Below are 16303 nucleotides of genomic sequence, written 5' to 3'. Positions count from 1 at the left end.
GTCGACTTTCCGGTCGTTGCCATGCGGCTCGAGCCAAGATACCGTCACCATTGAAATGGTATAAACATCTGGCATCATCATCTGACAGCGCGCAAGGAGTGCACATGACCGATCTCGGGGTAGCTGTGGACGGCGTGCCGGAGATTGATCTGACCGACATCGAGGTCCTGCGCGATCCGTTCACCGCCTACGGCGCGGCGCGCGAGCGGTCGCCGATGGCGCGGATCCAGATCCCCGGCATCGGCCAGGTCTGGGTCGTCACCCGGCATGCGGACGCGAAGGCGATGCTGAGCGATCCGCGGTTCGAGATCAACGCCGACAGCTTCACACCGCCGCCCGGCATCCCCGCCGAATGTCTGCCGTACATGCGGACCATGGCCGAGATGAACGGGCCCGAGCACATGCGGCTGCGGAGACTGGTCGCGCCGGCATTCTCCGTACGCCGGGCCGCGGAGTTCCGTTCACGGATCGAGCGGATCGTCGAAATCCTGCTCGACAGTCTGCCCAGCAACGGCGAGGCAGCCGGCGATGGCTCGGTCGACCTGCTGCGGCATTTCGCCCGGCCGCTGCCGATCGAGGTGATCTGCGCGCTGGTCGGCATCGCCGAGCCAGACCGTCCGCGGTGGCGAGACTACGGCGCCCTGGTCGCGGCAGGCGTAGGTCAGGGGTTCGCCGAGGCAGTCCCAGGAATCATCAACGGCGCCAAAGCCGCGATCGCCCGCCGACGCGACGAGATCGCGGACGACCTGCTCTCCGACCTCATCCGAGCGCAGGCCGAGGACGGCGACCGCCTCAGCGACACCGAGCTGGTCACGCTGGTCTGGCACCTCGTCCTCGCGGGACAGACGCCGACGAACCTCATCGCCAACTCCGTACGCGCACTCCTCGCCCACCCCGACCAGCTCACCGCGCTACGTGCGGACTCGGCTCTCATCCCTCGCGCTGTGGAGGAGCTGATCCGCTGGTGCGGTCCGACTCTCCTGACGATTCCCCGGTACGCACGCGAGGATGTCGAGCTCGGCGGGGTCCTCGTCGCCAAAGGCGCACCGGTCACAGCTTCCGTCGCCGCCGCCAACCGGGATCCGCGGGCGTTCGCCGGCACCGGGGCCCAGCCGGACCAGTTGGACATCCGCCGGACCGTCACACCACCGGGGCATCTGGGCCTCGGTCACGGTCCGCACTTCTGCCTCGGGTCGGCCGTGGCCCGCGTGGAAACGGAGGTCGCACTCGCCGGGCTGCTGCGGCGCTTTCCGGATCTCGCGTTGGCCGCACTGCCAGAGGAGGTGCACCACGTCCCAGACCCGGGCACCTGGCGGCTGGCATCACTGCCGGTCACCCTCTGATCCAGGTCTGCCTGCACCCACGACCGCCAGCGGCCCGGCGCCGACTGGGACATCGCCCGTGTGTCGGCCGGTCCGATGTAGGTCCGATGTAAGTCCGCTGTAAGCGCGGGTCTGGAACGCTCGTCCTTTCGAGGCGTCTTCGAGACGGAGGACTGGTGGCGTTCTACGTCGACCCCGACGGGTTGTATGGCTACAGCGCGCTTCTTGGCCAGTACGCGAAGGACGCCGAGTACCTGCAGCGATACCTGACCAACGGCGACCTCGGCGCCTGGCAGCTGGCCGTTCATGTGCCGAACTCCTACGCCGCAAACCTCGTCGGCACGCTCCACGCCTACCTCCTCGTTCGCGCGGACGCGCGCCTCGGCCACATGAGGAGAGTCGCCAACGGTAGTGCGGAAGGTTTGAACAGCGCAGGCCACTTCTACGTCTACACAGATCGCGAGTCGGCCGAGAAGCTCGAGCAATATTATCCGGATACCGTCAATCACTACGGTGTCCCGGATGGCAGTGCCAAGGATCCACACGTGGTCTTCAATGTCGACGAAGACGCCGTCGTCGATCTTGTCACCGAAGCCGAGCGCAAGGACGCCGACGACGATCTCGGGATAGACCTCAACTTCGTTCAGAAGGAACTGGACTTCTGGTCGAACCTCCTGAGTCCGAGTCACTGGGTCCGGAAGATCCTCAAGGCCGGCTACGGCATCGATCCGGTCGAAGAGGTGATGGAGTTCTACTTCGGCAACTGGGAGGCCTGGCGAGACGCCGCCAAGGCATGGCGCCGATGCGGCACTGCCGTCCATCACATGTGGGCGTTCCAAGCCAGGGAATACACTCATCTCGCCGACTACTGGCGGGGACGTGCGCAAGGAGCCGCGGAAGACCACTTCGCGACCTTCGCCGCCGCCACTGAGGCGGAAATCGACTACTACAAGTCGTATCTGTTCGACGGCTATCGGAGCATCGCCGAGCATCTCTTCGAGGTGCACCAGATCGTGAGCCAGTGCATCAATATCATCCTCGACCTCGCGATTCCCCTTGGCTGGGCCGGTCTGACCCGGCTGTTCATCAAGGGCGGCGAGGCTCTCGAACTGATCGAGCACGCCTTGAACCTCATTGCCCAGACACTGGGGTTGGCGAAAGAGGGCCTTGAAGAGCGGGCCAGGCCACTCTTCAAGGAGGAGCCGCCCTGCCGCATGGAATCGATCGTCGTCTACGACCATCCAGAGAAGAAGTGGTGACCACGATGCCAGACCTCGATGCGATTCGGGTACAGGTCCACGAACTGACAAGTCGAGCCCGCGCCGCCCGTCAGGCAGCGATCGAGGCCGCACTGACGTCGAGCGACCCACGAGTACGCGAAATGGCCGACGAGCTCGCATCGGGTCGCCAGACCTCGGTCGAGATGCTGTCCAACTCGGCCTACAACGAGATCTTCCAAGACGCGATGGAGACCACAGACTCGCTCCGCCCATCCGCCGAGGACACCACTGCCGACGACACAGAACTCAGTCCCTGACGTAGAACTGCTCGGGTCCCACGGGCGCCGGGTCGGGATAGAGCGAACCTTCCGGAATCGGCTCGGGGACGTTGCGGAAAGTGTCCTGCACGATCGAATAGCGACCGGCGATCAAAACCGTTCCGATGGTGTAGAACTCGTCGGTGGAAATGCGCAGGATCTCACCAAAGAGCCGACGCCGCTCGGCATCGTCGGCGGTCGTCTTGATCGTGTCGTACAGCTCCATCTGCTGGAGCGGTGCGGCCGGTGGCTTCTCGCCCGCCTCACCATCGGTGGCGTACCAGTCCGCCCACTGCCGGGCGTAGTAGCAGCGGCCACCCACCGGGAAGAACCAGCCAGGATCAAGGATCGCGTCCCGCAGCCCGTTCTCGGCACTGTAGATGACGGCATCGTGCTGATTGGCGAAAAGTCGTTCCCAGTACAGCGGCCCACCCTGCGACTTCACCTTCATCTCGACGCCGACAGCCTTCCAGTATCCCTGGATCAGCTCGGCTGTGGACGGGTAGCTCGGGTCGAAACCGGTCGGAAGTTCGACAGTGAAAGTGATCCGCTCGCCGTCCGGACGCAGCCTGAATCCACTGCCGTCCCGCTCCGTGTAACCGGCCCGGTCGAGATGGTCATTGGCTTTGGCAACGTCGTACTCGGTGTACTGCCTGGCCAACTGCTCGTCGTAGAAGTCCGACTCCGGTCGAGGCGCCGACTGATAGGGCTCGCCCTGACGCTGGTGCACGGCCTTGATGAGTTCGGAGCGATTGATGGCGTAGGAAAGCCCGATCCGAAAGTCCTTGTTCTGAAACACCTCGCGCAGCCGCCTGTTCTCGTGGGTGAGGTTGAGGCAAATCACACCTCCGTTGATGTCCGAGGTCAGCTGGTCGATGAGGTGGTAGCCACCCTTCTCCGCGTTCTGTGCGAAGACCGGCTTGTTGGCCGGCGTCAGGACGTCGGTCGAGGGAAGACTGAACTCCCCGTTGCTCGCCCGCAGGGTCGCGGTTTCGGGACTCGTCACCACCTCGATGACCACCTGATCGAGATATGGCAGCTGGCTACCGTCGGGGTCGGTCTTCCAGTAGTACGGGTTTCGCTTGGCCACCAGGCGATTCTTCGTCAGCGCCGTGGAGACGACCCATGGGAGAAGGACGGGCAGGTCGGGGTTCTGCCAGATCGCAAGACCAGAGGTGCCGTCTCCCCCCTTGCCGAAGTAGAGCTCGCTCCACTTGGTGAGCTTCGCCTCCTTCACGAGCGCGTCGACTTCGGGGGTGTAGGTCTTGTGGAACTGTCGCAGGTAGTGCTTGGGCGTCGCCGCGAGAAGGTTGCCCTCCGGACTTGCCAGGTGCTCCAGAAAGAACGCGTGCGGCTCGGCGAAGGTGAACCTGCACGTGACGTCATCCACCTTCTCGAACTTCGCCGGCGTGCCCCCGGGGGCGAGCCACTGGGGAAAGACTGGCGAGAGTTCCTTGTTGCTGAAGACGTCAACGTATGCGAATGCGATGTCGTCGGTGGTGAACGGCTTGCCGTCCGACCATTTCATTCCCTTGCGCAGGTGGAGCGTGTATTCCTTGCCGTCGGCCGCCACATCCCAGGACACCACGTTCGGGATGATGCCGGTGAAGTCGGGCGCCCAACGCACGAGGCCGTCGTAGCCGATGTTCTCGTAGACCGACGCACCGTCGATGCCCTGGATGAAGGTGTTCCACGTCCCGCCGTAGACGCCGACCTCCTGCGCTGGCTCGACCACGAGCGGCTCCTCCGGCAGGCGGTTCTTGACCGGTGGCAGTGCGCCGGCCTTCACCTGGGCGGCGAGTTCGGGCGCCTCCTTGCCCTTCTTGCCGCGCGGGCCCCCGTTCCTGTCGCTCGCCGGATCCGTGCTCAACAGGTCGCATCCGACCAACGACGTCGCGGCGAGCACGGCGCCGCCTGCGGAGCGAAGAACATCCCGACGGGTCGGCCTGTGCGCCCCCAGGTCTCCGATCGACATCCGGTCCCCCTCCAGGTTTCACCCGTTCACGTCGCGTGGTAGTACGCCACGCTGTTTACAACGTTGGAGTCCCGAAGTCTGATGATCCTGCGATCCGACGTCAATCGAGCTGCACCAATCTGGCCACGCGTCCTGGCCGGTTCGGGCCAGTCCGCCACGACACCCGCGGGAGACACGGGACGTCCTATGCTCGATGTCATCATGTCGACTTCGGGACCGACGGCCACCCGGCCCGCTCGCCCCCCGGCCATCACCCGAGCGCTGCTCGTTTGCGGCGTGGTCGCGGGCCCACTGTTCACGTTGGCGTGGGTCGTCGAGGGTGCCACCCGGGCCGACTACAACCCGGTGCGCCATCCGGTCAGTTCCCTGGCACTCGGTGCGTACGGATGGACGCAGGTCGCCAACTTTCTCGTCGCCGGCATCCTGTCGGTCGCCTTTGCGGTCGGGCTGTGGCGCGCACTGCGACCTTGGGGCGGTTCGACGTGGGGACCTGTGCTGATAGGTGCGTACGGCATCGGCCTGATCGGCGCGGGAATCTTCCCCACCGATCCCGTGAGCGGCTATCCACCCGGCACCCCTGACCAGCTCGTCGGGTACAGCAGCGTGCCCGCCCTCCTTCATGACCTGTTCTCGATCCCGGTGTTCGTGGGCCTGCCGATCGCCTGTTTCGTGTTCGTACGCCGGTTCAGCCGGTGGGGAAGGCGCGGGTGGGCGATTTACTCGGCGCTGACCGGCGTCGTGTTCACCATCGGGTTCGTCCTTGCCAGTCTCGCTTTTGGCCAGGTTGCCGGTCTGGTCGAGATCGGTGGCCTGCTCCAGCGCCTCACCATCACCGTCGGGTGGACGTGGCTCCTGCTGTTGGCCGTTCTACTGCTGAGGGACCGTCCGTTGCGATCCTGATCACGAAAGGAAGGGCGTGCATGCACATCGATCTCGGAGGACGCGTCGCCATCGTGACCGGTGGCGGACGCGGTATCGGACGCGCGCTCGTGCTGCGGTTGGCGAGCGAAGGCGTCACCACGGTCGCCATCGACGTCAACCAGGAAGATCTCGACGCCCTCGGTGCCGAACTCGCCGACACCGGCGTACCCTCCAGCCAGTTCGTCGGCGACGTCACCGACCTCGAGCGCATTCAGGAGGTGGTCGACGAGGTCGTACGCCGCCACGGACGTATCGACATCCTCGTCAACAATGCCGGCGTCGCCGCGGGAGGTCCGGTCGACACCCTCCCGGTGGAGCGGTGGCACTCCTGCCAGGACGTCAACCTGACCGGCACTTTCCTCATGTGCAAGGCGGTCATCCCGGTCATGAAGAAGCAGCGCTCGGGTCGCATCATCAACGCGTCGTCGTTCGCCGCGATCGTCCCCAGCGTGGGAGGCGCGGCGTACGCATCCGCCAAGGCCGCCGTCGCACACTTCACGCGCGCCATCGCCGGTGAGCTCGGGCCGTGGAACATCACCGCGAACGCCTATGCACCAGGCATGATCCCCACCGACATGAACCACTTCGCCGAACGCCCCGACGAGGTCCAGGATCGGCTTCTGGACATGCTGACCATCCGCCGATGGGGCTCGCCTGAGGACATCGCCCACCTGGTGTGTTTCCTCGCGTCCGACCAGGCGGAGTACATCACCGGCACGCTCATCGACGTGAGCGGCGGCAAGCTCGCCACCCAGCGGCCGCGGACGGCTTATGACATGAGTGCCTCGTAGACGAACAGCTCGGTTCCTGATCCTTCATTCCCGTCATCGGGAGCGGCCAACAGGCGCAAGGTCTCATTGACAACCTCGAGTGCCACGGGGTTGCGCGTCATCACGTGGCCGGCGCTCGAGAAGTACGGAAACGGGATCTGGTGGAGGATCCGGTTGTCCCGCAGGTCGCGCAGCACGACGGAGCCCAGCTCGTAGCGGCCGCCGTCAGAGGTCGGTAGGGATGCCACACCGGTGCAGATCTGCTTGCGCCAGCCGACATAGTTGGCGTCCTGCACGGCGACAAGATGATCCTCGTTCGCCTGGCGCGCAAGCGTTGTGCCGTCCGGCGTCCACGCGTACATCGCGCGGGCGTCCCAGCTCATCCCGTGCAGGTTTCCGGTGATCCGGTCGCGCACCATCGCACTGATGTGGTCATCGACCTCGAAGACCGGCGTGACCCGCGAGGTGGACATGTCGAGCCGGTAGATGATCGACCTGCTGTCCGGGCGATACTCCGCGACCGGCACCCACACCGACTCACCGTCGAAGTCGATGCCGCCCGGGTGGTAGATCGTGCCGTCTCCGATCTCGATGTCGGCTCGCAGATTTCCTTCGCGATCCATGAGGAGGAGATGGCCGATTCCCTTGCCAGGCGTACGATCGTGGCCGTCGGCGAGCTGCGGGCGCCGCACTGGCCACTCGACCACCTCGACCGTGGACAGCACAATCGTGTCGCCGATCAGGGCGAGACCCTGCGGATGATGGGTCGGGAACCGCAGGGGGATGCTGCGGTTCAGCCGCCAGCGGGTCGCTGCGGTTGTTCTGGCAAAAGCCACCGTCACCGGATCATCCGCGGGCACAGCCTGCGCATTGTCCGACGTCACGTCGCTCTCCACTGGATTCGTCGCACGTCTCTCCGGCTTACGGCTGGACAGGAAACCGGCGTCAGAGTCGACGCGAACGCACGTAGCGTCGTCAGGGTGCTCCTCCTCCATCGCCCGGGCAGGCACCATGTGGCGGCAGACTCCGGCGCCGCGGGTCTCCCCCGCCTCGACCTGGCCCTGGTCTCAGCGGGCTCCGGATTCTACCTAGGACGAGCAGCACGCGAATCTGACGATGTACGGAGTCGGCTCCTACTATTCGAGAAGGTGCGCACGTCGGCTCTGGGAGACTGGAACGGGTTCGGGTTCCTGTTCTGAGTCACCAGCTAGAACAACTGCCCGAGCAAGGTGACGGATGCGCGGCGCAAAGAGGGGCCGTCGGCCAGGCAACCAGCCGACGCCACTGAGGCGTCAGAGGGGCATGCGGAGCCGAGCCACAGCAGTTCTCCTACTTCTCGCCCTCACAGCGTTGCCAAGCTGCCGCCCTGAGACCGCGGACCGGACTGTTGCAGCGGACAACAACCAGAAGCCAGTCCCATCCGGTGACTCTACGCTCGTAGTGGCGGCGGCCAACGAGCAGATGGCTGGCAGGCACGCCGATGAGTTCTTCGCCGAAGCCACCCTTCGCACCGCATCCGGTCAGGTCGTCGGCACAGCCAGCGAGTGGCAAGCAAATCGACTGATCTTCAAACGGCTGGCACGCGGCAGCGAGTACGTGATCGAGATGCGGGTACGGCCGTGCGGCGACAGCGGATGCACCAACGAACGCTCAAGCGGCAACAGGTCCGATGAGCATGCCGACTGTTCGATGAAGCTCGACGTCGGTGGCGATGCCACAACCGTGCAGGTCCTCCTGCGCGCCGGCGGGGAACCATGCGCGTTCGACAAATGGCAAAGATCAACCCTCATCGTTGACAGCCCTGCTCGCCGGTGAACGCGGTGGGCAGGGCCATTCGTTACATCTCGCACACCGGCAGACACAATATGTAGGCCTTGCCGTGTCTCAGACGATGACGCCGTCGCCCTCGCCAGGGTGTGTGGCCCGGCATCCGCTTCATCGCCGCACCTGGAAACAGGCATCGGTTCCGGGCACACTGCATCCGCCGGTCGCCGCCCGCCATGGCGGCCGCGCCCGGCTGCGGCCGGGTGATCACGTGCTCGACCCATGCTGTGGCGCCGGAACTCTGCTGGTCGAAGCCGCAGAACTGCTTCCTGGCTTGATGCTGACGAGATCGGACAGCTCGCCCGCCTCCCTGGCCGCCGCAGCGGTGAACGCGGCGGACCTGTGGGATCGGACGACGATCCGGTGAGTGCGGGCCGGCCGCGAAGGCGGTACTGATCTCGTGCTCCCGTGGCACGGATTCGTCTGCTCGCAGACAACGTGGGGTTTGCGTACGACCGTGGATTCCTTGCGTTCGGCGTCCTTCTCATGGTCGTCGGCATACTCACCTGTTCATCAGCAGGAGCGGAGGGTAGGTAGTCCTAGGCCGGGAAAGTCATGGGGGTTCCAGAGTGACTGACAGCGACGCCGACCGCGCCCACAGTCTCGAGGATGCGAGTGCGCAGGATTGGCTGGGTTCCAACCAGGACCCCGACGTCTTCCTGAGCATTCCCGACCTCGGAGTCGAGAAGATCACCCTCAACGTGGAAGACCTCGAGGCACACGTGGACCTGCACGCGAGAGTGCTGGACATCGTGGAGATTCATGTCGGCGCGGACGCCACCCTCGGCAAGGTGGAGCTGAACATCGAGAACGTCAGCGCCCAGGCCATGCTCAAGGTGAAGCTCGACAAGGTGGCACAGATCGTCGACCGGGTGATGCGGACCATCGACAACAACCCCGAGATCCTGACGTCCCTGACGAGGCCCATCGGCCGAGGGGTGGAGAAGGTCGGCCAGGGTGCGGGAGAAGGGGTCCGTGAGGTCGGCCGTGGCGCTGGGGAAGGGGTCCGTGAGGTCGCCCAGGGTGCGGGCGAGGGCGTGCGGGAGGTCGGCCGAGGCGCCGGCGAAGGTGTAGGCGAAGTCGGCCGAGGCGCCGGCGAAGGTGTAGGCGAGGTCGGGCGAGGAGCCGGGAAGGGCGCCAGCGAGGTCGGCCAGGGTGTCGGGGACGCGGGCAGGAGCGCGGGGGAAGGCGTCCGCGACGTCGCCGGGAAGACCCCGCTGCCTTCGGACGATTCGCCGCAGGTCGAGACCGCCTACGACGCCGACTACGACGAGGTTGACGAGGGTCGGACGGTGCCGAGGCAACACCGCAGGCGAGGACGTCACTGACAGGGCCCAGGTCTCGGGCGTTGTGTCCTGAGGACGCATCCGGGACGATGGGACAGGCGGGGGGCTGCGTCAGACGTTCGACAAAGGGGCCGCCATGGACACCGACCGCCAGCTTTCCCCGCGGATGCGTCGCCGGAGCCTGCGGTGACGGCCGACGCCGCGTCGCCTGCCGACGCCGTAACCGGTTCCGCCACCCACGCCGACGGGGGCGCCAACCGCGCCGCCGGCAGCCCTGGAACTACCAGGTTCAGCCTCAACGGCCAGCGCCACGACGTCGACGCGCCGGTGGGCCAGACGCTCGCGGAGGTCCTCCGCGACGACCTCGGCTTCACCGGCACCAAGGTCGCCTGCGGTGAAGGCCACTGCGGCGCCTGCACGGTCCTCGTCGACGGCAGGCCTACCTTGTCGTGCCTCACCCTCGCCCACAGCGTCGACGGCGCCGAGATCACCACGATCGAGGGCCTCCGTGACCACCCGATGGTCGACGCGTTCGTCCGCTGTGACGCCCTGCAGTGTGGATTCTGTACGCCTGGACAGATCGTGTCCGCCGCCGCCCTCGTGGAGGGCAACCCCGAGCCGACCCGGGAGGAGATCCGGCACGCGATGGCCGGGAACATCTGCCGGTGCGGCGCCTACCCCAAGATCGAGGAGGCGATCCTCTCGTGGCGCGCCTGATCAAGACCGAGAAGGAAGTCGAAGGCCGGTACGAAACGATCTGGCTGGTGGTCGACGAGGACTCGCTCGACCAGTGGCCGGCCGGTCCGCGCGACGTCGTCGGACGCCCGGCCCTGCGCAAGTCCGCGCCGGCCCGCGCCAGGGGTGAGGCGATCTACACCGCCGACGTACGCCTGCCCGGCATGCTGCACGCAGCCGTTCTGCGTTCGCCCCACGCCCATGCCCGGGTACGCGCGATCGACCTCACCCGCGCGCTCGACGCACCTGGTGTCCGGGCCGCGATCGGACCCGGGGACGCGCCCGAGGTCGAGGAGCTTGCCGGCTACCACGGCGCACCCGTCGCCGCCCTCGCGGCCGACAGCTTCGCCCAGGCCCGGGCCGCGCTGGACCTGGTCGAGGTCGACTGGGAGGTACTGGAACCGGTCCTCGACCCGGACGACGCCGTACGCCGGGAGCACTTCACCTCCGACCCCCGCCACTATGCCCGCGGCGACTTCGACACCGCGCTCGCCGAGGCGGACGTCGTGGTCGAGTCGGAGTACCGCACCCAGACCGTGCTGCACAACTCGCTCGAGACCCACCAGTCCGTGTGCGCATGGGAGGGCGACACGCTCGTCGTCCACACGTCCACCCAGGACATCTGGGGCGTCCGCAGCGGCGTCGCCCGCGCGCTGAAGGTTCCCGCCGACAAGGTGCGGGTGATCTGCGAGTACATGGGCGGCGGCTTCGGCGCCAAGAACGACGCCGGCCACTACACGTTCATCGCGGCCGAGCTCGCCAGGCGCACCGGCCGTCCCGTTCGTTGCGCGCTCACCCGCCGGGAGGAGAACCTCGCCGCCGGCAACCGCAACGCCACCATCCAACGCCTCACGATCGGTGCCAAGCGCGACGGCACGATCGTCGCGCTCGGCGGCGACTTCGTGGCGGCCCTCGGGTGGAACGGCTGGATGGCCTCGACCGCCGGCCCGATGCAGACCCTGTACGCCTGCCCGAACGTGCGTACCGTCGAGTACGCCGCAAAGCTCAACACCCCACCGATGGCGGCGTTCCGCGCACCCGGCTTCGTCGAGGGGACGTTCGGCCTGGAGTGCCTGGTCGACGAGCTTGCGGTGAAGCTGAAGATGGACCCGCTGGAGGTGCGCCGCCGCAACTACTCCGGCTCGGACCCGGCGTCCGGTGTGACGTACTCCGCCAACCACCTGCTGGACTGCTACGACCTCGCCGACAAGCACTGGGACCGCCGACACGACGTACGCGCCCGCAGCGAGGGACCATGGCGGCGAGGCGTCGGTCTGGCGAGCCAGATCTGGTACGGCGGCGGCGGACCTCCGTCGTATGCGTGGGTGCGGGTCGGTTCCGATGCCCGCGCCACCGTGGTGACGGCCATGCAGGACATCGGCACCGGCTCACGCACAGCCATGTCGCAGATCGCGGCCGAGGAGCTCGGTTTCCCCTTGGAGAGCGTCGATCTGGTGCTCGGCAACACCGATCGCGGGCCGTACGCGGTCGCCGCGGCCGGCTCGTCGACGACCCCGTCGATGGGCCCGGCGGTGCGCGCTGCCGCCGGCGACGCGCGGCGGCAGATCCTCGACATCACGGCCCAGCGGTACGAACGCACGCCGGAGGAGCTGAGCCTGCGGGCCGGTCGGATCGAGACGGCCGACGGCGCCGAGTCGTGGCCGGTCGAGGAGCTTCTCGGCCTGCTCGGCAACGCGCAGATCCTCGGCACCGGCGCGCGTGGCCCCAACCCCACCGGCATGGGTGTCCACACCTTCGGGGTGCAGGTCGCCGAGGTGGCGGTCGACATCGAGACCGGCGAGATCCGGGTGGAGCGGCTGGCCGCGATCCACGACGTCGGCCGGGTCATCAACCCCCTGGGCGCGTCGAGCCAGCTCGAGGGCGGTGTGATCCAGGGCATCGGACACACCTTGTCCGAAGAACGGCTCCTCGACCCCGCGACCGGTGTCGTCCTCACCCAGACGCTCGACAGCTACCGGATGCCGACGATCGCCGACGTCCCTGAGATCATCACCGAGCTCGTCGACGTTCCCGATCCGAACCTCACCAGCCTCGGCGCGAAGGGACTGGGCGAGCCGCCGATCATCCCGACCGCCGCTGCCATCGCCAACGCCATTCGGGACGCGACCGGAGCCGACGTCCACGAGCTCCCGATCGACCGCGAGGCGATGCTCCGGGCGCTTCGCGACGCGGCCGACAGAGCGGACAGAGCCGACCGGGCCGACCGGGCCGACCGGGCCGACAACAAGGCAGCGAGGGAACGCCATGAAGCTCCAGCGACTGTCTAGCCTCGACCCGGCCGAGCTGGGCGGAGCCGGCTTCGACAACGGTTCGGTGCCGCTCGCCGGCGGCACCGACGTCGTACCGCTCCTTCGCGACGGGCTGCTCTCGGCCGACACCCTCGTCGACGTGCGTGCGGTCGTGCCACGCGGAATCGAGCCGTACGACGGTGCAGACGGGCAGGGCGGGGGTGTGCGGATCGGCGCGGGCACCACGCTCGCCGAGCTGGAACACGCCCCCGAAAGCGTCCCGGATGCCCTGCGGGAAGCCTGCCGGCTGTCCGCGTCCCCGCAGATCCGCGGCATGGGGTCGATCGCCGGCAACCTGCTGCAGGCGACCCGCTGCTGGTACTGGCGGCTCGGCCAGAGCTGCTGGCTCGCCGGCGGCGACCGGTGCCTCGCCCGCGCCGGCCGCGGCGACGAGCACGCCGTGTTCGGCAACAGCCACTGCTCCTCCGCACATCCGTCCGACCCGGTGGCCGCGCTGGTCGCTCTGGGGGCGACGGTCCGTACCACCCAACGGGAACTCCCCATCGCCGACCTGTACCGGCTCCCGACCGACGACAACCGCAGCAACACCACGCTCCGGCGGGGCGAACTGATCCTCGAGCTCGACGTGCCCCGGCCGGACGCCAGCACCTACCTCAAGGCGATGGACCGAGCGCGGTATGCGTTCCCGCTCGTCGGTGTGGCGGCGGTACGGCGAGGCGACGACGTACGCATCGCCCTCGCCGGCGTCGCGCCGATCCCCTGGCTGCTGGAGTCTCCCGACGGCGGGCTCGGCGGTGCGACACCGCTGCCAGGTTCGGCGTTCAAGATCGAGCTGGGCGAAGCGCTCGTCCGGCGCGCCCGGGACGCGATCTCGCAGGTGAGGTGATCACGGCGTCCAGAAGACGAACGTGAAGACCTTCTCACCCTGCCCAAGATCCCGCGCGTAGAGGGACTCGGAACCGTCCGCGGTCCGGTGAAGTGCCTGCCCCCACTCGGCCCGCGAGTGCAGCCCCGACCGACCGTGGCCGGCCGTGGATGATCCGACCGTGGTGGTGGAGTCCAGGTGGGCGTAGATCGTCTCGAGCTGTGCGTAGTCGTGGGCGTTGGGGTGCTGGTTGCTGGCCGGGTCGCTGGTGTAGTCCATGCACGTACCGAGGTTCGGATTGTCGAAGTTCTCGTCCTGGTGGTCGAGGCCGAAGACGTGGCCGACCTCCTGGCACATCACAAGGTTGCGCCACGCCGGGGTGTTGTAGGTCGAGGTGTTGAAGTAGGTGTCGTTGAGCTTGACCGTTCCCTGCGTGATGTGGTTACCGCTCACCCAGATCTGGGCGACGCCAAGCCACCCGTTGTTTCCGTACGCCGCGTTGCACACCTCGCCGCGTCCGCTCGTCGGCCGGCAGTTCTTGGACCTAGCGCCTCCAGCGACGACCCTGGTGTCGAGGACGGACGACTTGCTCCAGTCGCTGCTCGCCGTCGACAGGTAGGAGTCCCAGGCACTGGAAACGTTGTCGCCCAGGGCCAGCGTGAACGGATTCTGGGTACGTGCCCAGTGGTAGTTGCCCCAGGAGTGACTTGCACCAGCGCTCGCGGGGAGCGCCAGGATGAGCCCGAGCGCACCCACAATGGCGGAGAGGACTTTGAGCCGCATGCGTGACCTCCTGGGACCGAGGAACGGGTGCGCACATGGTCAATGGGAGGCCGTCGAAGTTCAAGGCATATGTACAAAGCTGGCAGGAATGATCCTGGCGAGCCGATTTCCGCCAGCCTGGTCGTTCCGCGCGCAGTGGCAACCTCGCGGGCGGTGGATGCGTCACGTGAAGGTGAGGACGACAATCGCCACGATGGTGCTGGCCGCTGTCTTGATGGCATGTGGGACCCAGGCCGGCCCTGCCGAGTCACCTCGTTCGGCATCGCCATCACCCTCGACCAACGGAGCGGGCGACGATGTGGGCGACTACTTCTCCCCACCCGCGCCATTCCCCGGCCCGACCTGGACCAAGAATGGTCGATCGGTCGAGGGAACCGAGCTGAACAGCATCGCCGGTCCCGAGCATTGCGGGTGGCAGAGCGCCGTCCTGCTCCATCTCGGCTGGCCACCCGGGACCGTGTCCAAGACGATCGAGGGCGTACGACAATACGTCCGCGATCCGAAGGATGTCCTGGATGGCGGGTACGACAAGGGTCTCCGGCGACACATCACTCTCCCGGACGACGCCGCCGACACCGGCTACCGGACCGGCAAACTCCAACTCTGGCTGACGCCGTCCGATCCTGACGGCGCCTATCTGCGAGTCCAGAACGACGTCGAGCGGTGGCCGCGCGCCGATCCACCAGTCGCCTGCGCGTAGCTGCAGGTCACAGGGCTTCGCGAACCATCCTTGGCCATGATCGGTACGACAGGTGTCACGCCGCCTGCGTGCTGCCATACTCCGGGACCATGAAAGCGCTTACACAGCGCACCTCGGATGGCGGTGACACGGCGTCCTCGCCACACCAGGACCCCGCGCCCGCCGGGGACACCGCGACGACCGACAACGCGGACGCCGGCACCGGCGTCACGATCTACGAGGTCGCGGCCCGCGCGGACGTGTCCATCGCGACGGTCTCGCGCGTCCTCCGCGGAAGTTCCAGCGTTGCGCCCACCACCCGCCGGCGGGTCCTCGACGCCGTGGACGACCTGCGGTACACGCCCAGCCGACTCGGCCGGTCGCTCGCGGAACGCCGGCACGCGGCGCACGGCATCGTCTTCCCCGACCTGTCCGGTCCGTACTTCGCGGAGGTCGTCCTCGGCTACGAGGAGGTGGCCGCCGAGCTCGGCCGCTCCGTCCTCATCCTCGCCACGCACGAGCGGCCGGCTGCTCGCGACATGGTGCTCGACCTCGCCTCGCGCGTCGACGGGATGGTCGTCCTCGGGCGGACCGTCGACGACGACGCCGTACGCCACATCGCCGCGACTGGTCGCCGGCTCGTCCTCCTGGCCCGCCCTGCCGTCGCCGGCATCGACTCCATCACGGCCGACAACGACGGCGGCGCCCGCGCCCTCGTCGAGCACCTGGTCAGCCACGGCCATCGCCGTTTCACGTTCCTCGGCGACGAGGCGTCCTCCCCCGACACGCACGCGCGGTGGGTCGCGCTCCGGGAGAAGCTCCGCGAGGTCGGCGTCCGGCCGCCGAGTCGTCCGGTGCGCTGCCCGCTCGACGAGGAAGCCGGCTACGAAGCGGCGGGCGGAGTGCTAGACCGCAGGGGCCGGACACTGCCGGATGTCCTCGTCTGCGCCAACGACGAGATCGCGCTTGGCGCGCTACTGGCCGCAGAGGAGCGTGGTCTCGCAGTACCGGACGACATCGCCGTCACCGGGTGGGACGACATCATGGCCGCCCGGCACGCCCGTCCCGCGCTGACGACGGTGCGGCAGCCGATGCGCGAGCTCGGTGAGCGGGCGGCCCGGCTGCTCCACGCTCGTGTCGAAGGCACCGCCGCGGCACCCTTCCACGACGTACTTCCCACTCAGCTTGTCGTCCGTACGAGCTGTGGGTCACATGCGGGGACCGACACACCAGGAAGCGCACCACGAAGCGCACCAGGCAGCACCCGAAGTACCCAAGGCACCGCTCCTCTCCACGTCGGCCGCACCGGCTGACCGACTTTGCCAGGAGGTACGTT

At 67.4% G+C, this 16303-nt stretch carries 16 protein-coding genes; 13 read left to right on the top strand and 3 right to left on the bottom strand.

What is annotated here, in order from left to right:
• Nucleotides 1–104: 104 nt before the first annotated feature.
• The 3 genes from ABN034_RS07050 to ABN034_RS07040 all read left to right on the top strand — a co-directional run bounded on the left by ABN034_RS07050 (nucleotide 105) and on the right by ABN034_RS07040 (nucleotide 2859).
• Nucleotides 105–1343 (top strand): cytochrome P450 family protein, encoded by a 1239-nt coding sequence (locus tag ABN034_RS07050; RefSeq protein ID WP_349690176.1) that lies wholly within the window; start codon nucleotides 105–107, stop codon nucleotides 1341–1343.
• A gap of 155 nt (nucleotides 1344–1498) precedes the next feature.
• Entirely contained in the window at nucleotides 1499–2581 is a 1083-nt protein-coding gene (locus tag ABN034_RS07045) for a hypothetical protein (RefSeq protein WP_349690175.1), read from the top strand.
• Nucleotides 2582–2586: 5 nt separating this feature from the next.
• Nucleotides 2587–2859: a hypothetical protein gene (locus tag ABN034_RS07040; protein ID WP_349690174.1), complete on the top strand. Its 273-nt coding sequence runs from the start codon at nucleotides 2587–2589 to the stop codon at nucleotides 2857–2859.
• Here the strand turns inward: ABN034_RS07040 and ABN034_RS07035 are convergent.
• Nucleotides 2849–4834 carry an ABC transporter substrate-binding protein gene (locus tag ABN034_RS07035; RefSeq protein WP_349690173.1) on the bottom strand — a complete coding sequence of 662 codons (1986 nt, stop codon included), beginning with the start codon at nucleotides 4832–4834 and terminating at the stop codon, nucleotides 2849–2851. The genes ABN034_RS07040 and ABN034_RS07035 overlap by 11 nt on opposite strands.
• A 201-nt stretch (nucleotides 4835–5035) precedes the next feature.
• Here ABN034_RS07035 and ABN034_RS07030 point away from each other — a divergent pair, with 201 nt between their 5' ends.
• Nucleotides 5036–5734, top strand: coding sequence for a DUF998 domain-containing protein (locus tag ABN034_RS07030; RefSeq protein ID WP_349690172.1), 699 nt, complete (start codon nucleotides 5036–5038; stop codon nucleotides 5732–5734).
• 20 nt (nucleotides 5735–5754) lie between these two features.
• Nucleotides 5755–6546, top strand: coding sequence for an SDR family NAD(P)-dependent oxidoreductase (locus ABN034_RS07025; protein ID WP_349690171.1), 792 nt, complete (start codon nucleotides 5755–5757; stop codon nucleotides 6544–6546).
• On the opposite strand, the gene ABN034_RS07020 is transcribed toward ABN034_RS07025, so the two are convergent.
• On the bottom strand, nucleotides 6525–7409 hold the full coding sequence (locus ABN034_RS07020; RefSeq protein ID WP_349690170.1) for a DUF6454 family protein: 885 nt from the start codon (nucleotides 7407–7409) through the stop codon (nucleotides 6525–6527). The two genes, ABN034_RS07025 and ABN034_RS07020, sit on opposite strands and share 22 nt — an antisense overlap.
• A gap of 556 nt (nucleotides 7410–7965) precedes the next feature.
• Between ABN034_RS07020 and ABN034_RS07015 the strand changes: the two genes are divergently transcribed.
• The 6 genes from ABN034_RS07015 to ABN034_RS06995 all read left to right on the top strand — a co-directional run bounded on the left by ABN034_RS07015 (nucleotide 7966) and on the right by ABN034_RS06995 (nucleotide 13526).
• Nucleotides 7966–8340, top strand: coding sequence for a hypothetical protein (locus tag ABN034_RS07015; protein WP_349690169.1), 375 nt, complete (start codon nucleotides 7966–7968; stop codon nucleotides 8338–8340).
• Nucleotides 8237–8716: a hypothetical protein gene (locus tag ABN034_RS34295; RefSeq protein WP_502878982.1), complete on the top strand. Its 480-nt coding sequence runs from the start codon at nucleotides 8237–8239 to the stop codon at nucleotides 8714–8716. Before ABN034_RS07015 ends, ABN034_RS34295 begins: the two co-directional genes overlap by 104 nt.
• 202 nt (nucleotides 8717–8918) lie before the next feature.
• Nucleotides 8919–9677 carry a hypothetical protein gene (locus ABN034_RS07010; protein ID WP_349690168.1) on the top strand — a complete coding sequence of 253 codons (759 nt, stop codon included), beginning with the start codon at nucleotides 8919–8921 and terminating at the stop codon, nucleotides 9675–9677.
• A gap of 144 nt (nucleotides 9678–9821) precedes the next feature.
• Nucleotides 9822–10352, top strand: a complete 531-nt coding sequence (locus tag ABN034_RS07005) for a (2Fe-2S)-binding protein (protein WP_349690167.1) — start codon at nucleotides 9822–9824, stop codon at nucleotides 10350–10352.
• The gene (locus tag ABN034_RS07000) at nucleotides 10340–12658 is read left to right on the top strand and encodes a xanthine dehydrogenase family protein molybdopterin-binding subunit (protein WP_349690166.1); all 2319 of its coding nucleotides are present in this window, start codon (nucleotides 10340–10342) and stop codon (nucleotides 12656–12658) included. Before ABN034_RS07005 ends, ABN034_RS07000 begins: the two co-directional genes overlap by 13 nt.
• Nucleotides 12636–13526 carry an FAD binding domain-containing protein gene (locus ABN034_RS06995; protein WP_349690165.1) on the top strand — a complete coding sequence of 297 codons (891 nt, stop codon included), beginning with the start codon at nucleotides 12636–12638 and terminating at the stop codon, nucleotides 13524–13526. The genes ABN034_RS07000 and ABN034_RS06995 overlap by 23 nt, the downstream gene beginning before the upstream one ends.
• Here ABN034_RS06995 and ABN034_RS06990 read toward each other — a convergent pair whose 3' ends face one another.
• Nucleotides 13527–14288: a hypothetical protein gene (locus ABN034_RS06990; protein ID WP_349690164.1), complete on the bottom strand. Its 762-nt coding sequence runs from the start codon at nucleotides 14286–14288 to the stop codon at nucleotides 13527–13529.
• Nucleotides 14289–14460: 172 nt separating this feature from the next.
• Here ABN034_RS06990 and ABN034_RS06985 point away from each other — a divergent pair, with 172 nt between their 5' ends.
• Both ABN034_RS06985 and ABN034_RS06980 read left to right on the top strand, forming a co-directional pair.
• Complete coding sequence (locus ABN034_RS06985; protein ID WP_349690163.1) at nucleotides 14461–14988, top strand: hypothetical protein; 528 nt, start codon at nucleotides 14461–14463, stop codon at nucleotides 14986–14988.
• Between the two features lie 89 nt (nucleotides 14989–15077).
• Complete coding sequence (locus ABN034_RS06980) at nucleotides 15078–16280, top strand: LacI family DNA-binding transcriptional regulator (RefSeq protein ID WP_349690162.1); 1203 nt, start codon at nucleotides 15078–15080, stop codon at nucleotides 16278–16280.
• The last annotated feature ends 23 nt before the right edge of the window (nucleotides 16281–16303 follow it).

Origin of the sequence: Actinopolymorpha sp. B11F2 (genome assembly GCF_040195635.1) — a bacterium.
Lineage (GTDB): Bacteria > Actinomycetota > Actinomycetes > Propionibacteriales > Actinopolymorphaceae > Thermasporomyces.
Note: the sequence above shows the minus strand (reverse complement) of the source record. Positions and strands in the feature narration are given on the sequence as shown.

Excerpts from the sequence above, each read along its gene's own strand:
- ABN034_RS07050 (WP_349690176.1), top strand. The coding sequence starts at position 105 with ATGACCGATCTCGGGGTAGCTGTGGACGGCGTGCCGGAGATTGATCTG.
- ABN034_RS07040 (WP_349690174.1), top strand. The coding sequence starts at position 2,587 with ATGCCAGACCTCGATGCGATTCGGGTACAGGTCCACGAACTGACAAGT.
- ABN034_RS07035 (WP_349690173.1), bottom strand. The coding sequence starts at position 4,834 with ATGTCGATCGGAGACCTGGGGGCGCACAGGCCGACCCGTCGGGATGTT.
- ABN034_RS07030 (WP_349690172.1), top strand. The coding sequence starts at position 5,036 with ATGTCGACTTCGGGACCGACGGCCACCCGGCCCGCTCGCCCCCCGGCC.
- ABN034_RS07025 (WP_349690171.1), top strand. The coding sequence starts at position 5,755 with ATGCACATCGATCTCGGAGGACGCGTCGCCATCGTGACCGGTGGCGGA.
- ABN034_RS34295 (WP_502878982.1), top strand. The coding sequence starts at position 8,237 with ATGCCACAACCGTGCAGGTCCTCCTGCGCGCCGGCGGGGAACCATGCG.
- ABN034_RS06995 (WP_349690165.1), top strand. The coding sequence starts at position 12,636 with ATGAAGCTCCAGCGACTGTCTAGCCTCGACCCGGCCGAGCTGGGCGGA.
- ABN034_RS06990 (WP_349690164.1), bottom strand. The coding sequence starts at position 14,288 with ATGCGGCTCAAAGTCCTCTCCGCCATTGTGGGTGCGCTCGGGCTCATC.
- ABN034_RS06980 (WP_349690162.1), top strand. The coding sequence starts at position 15,078 with ATGAAAGCGCTTACACAGCGCACCTCGGATGGCGGTGACACGGCGTCC.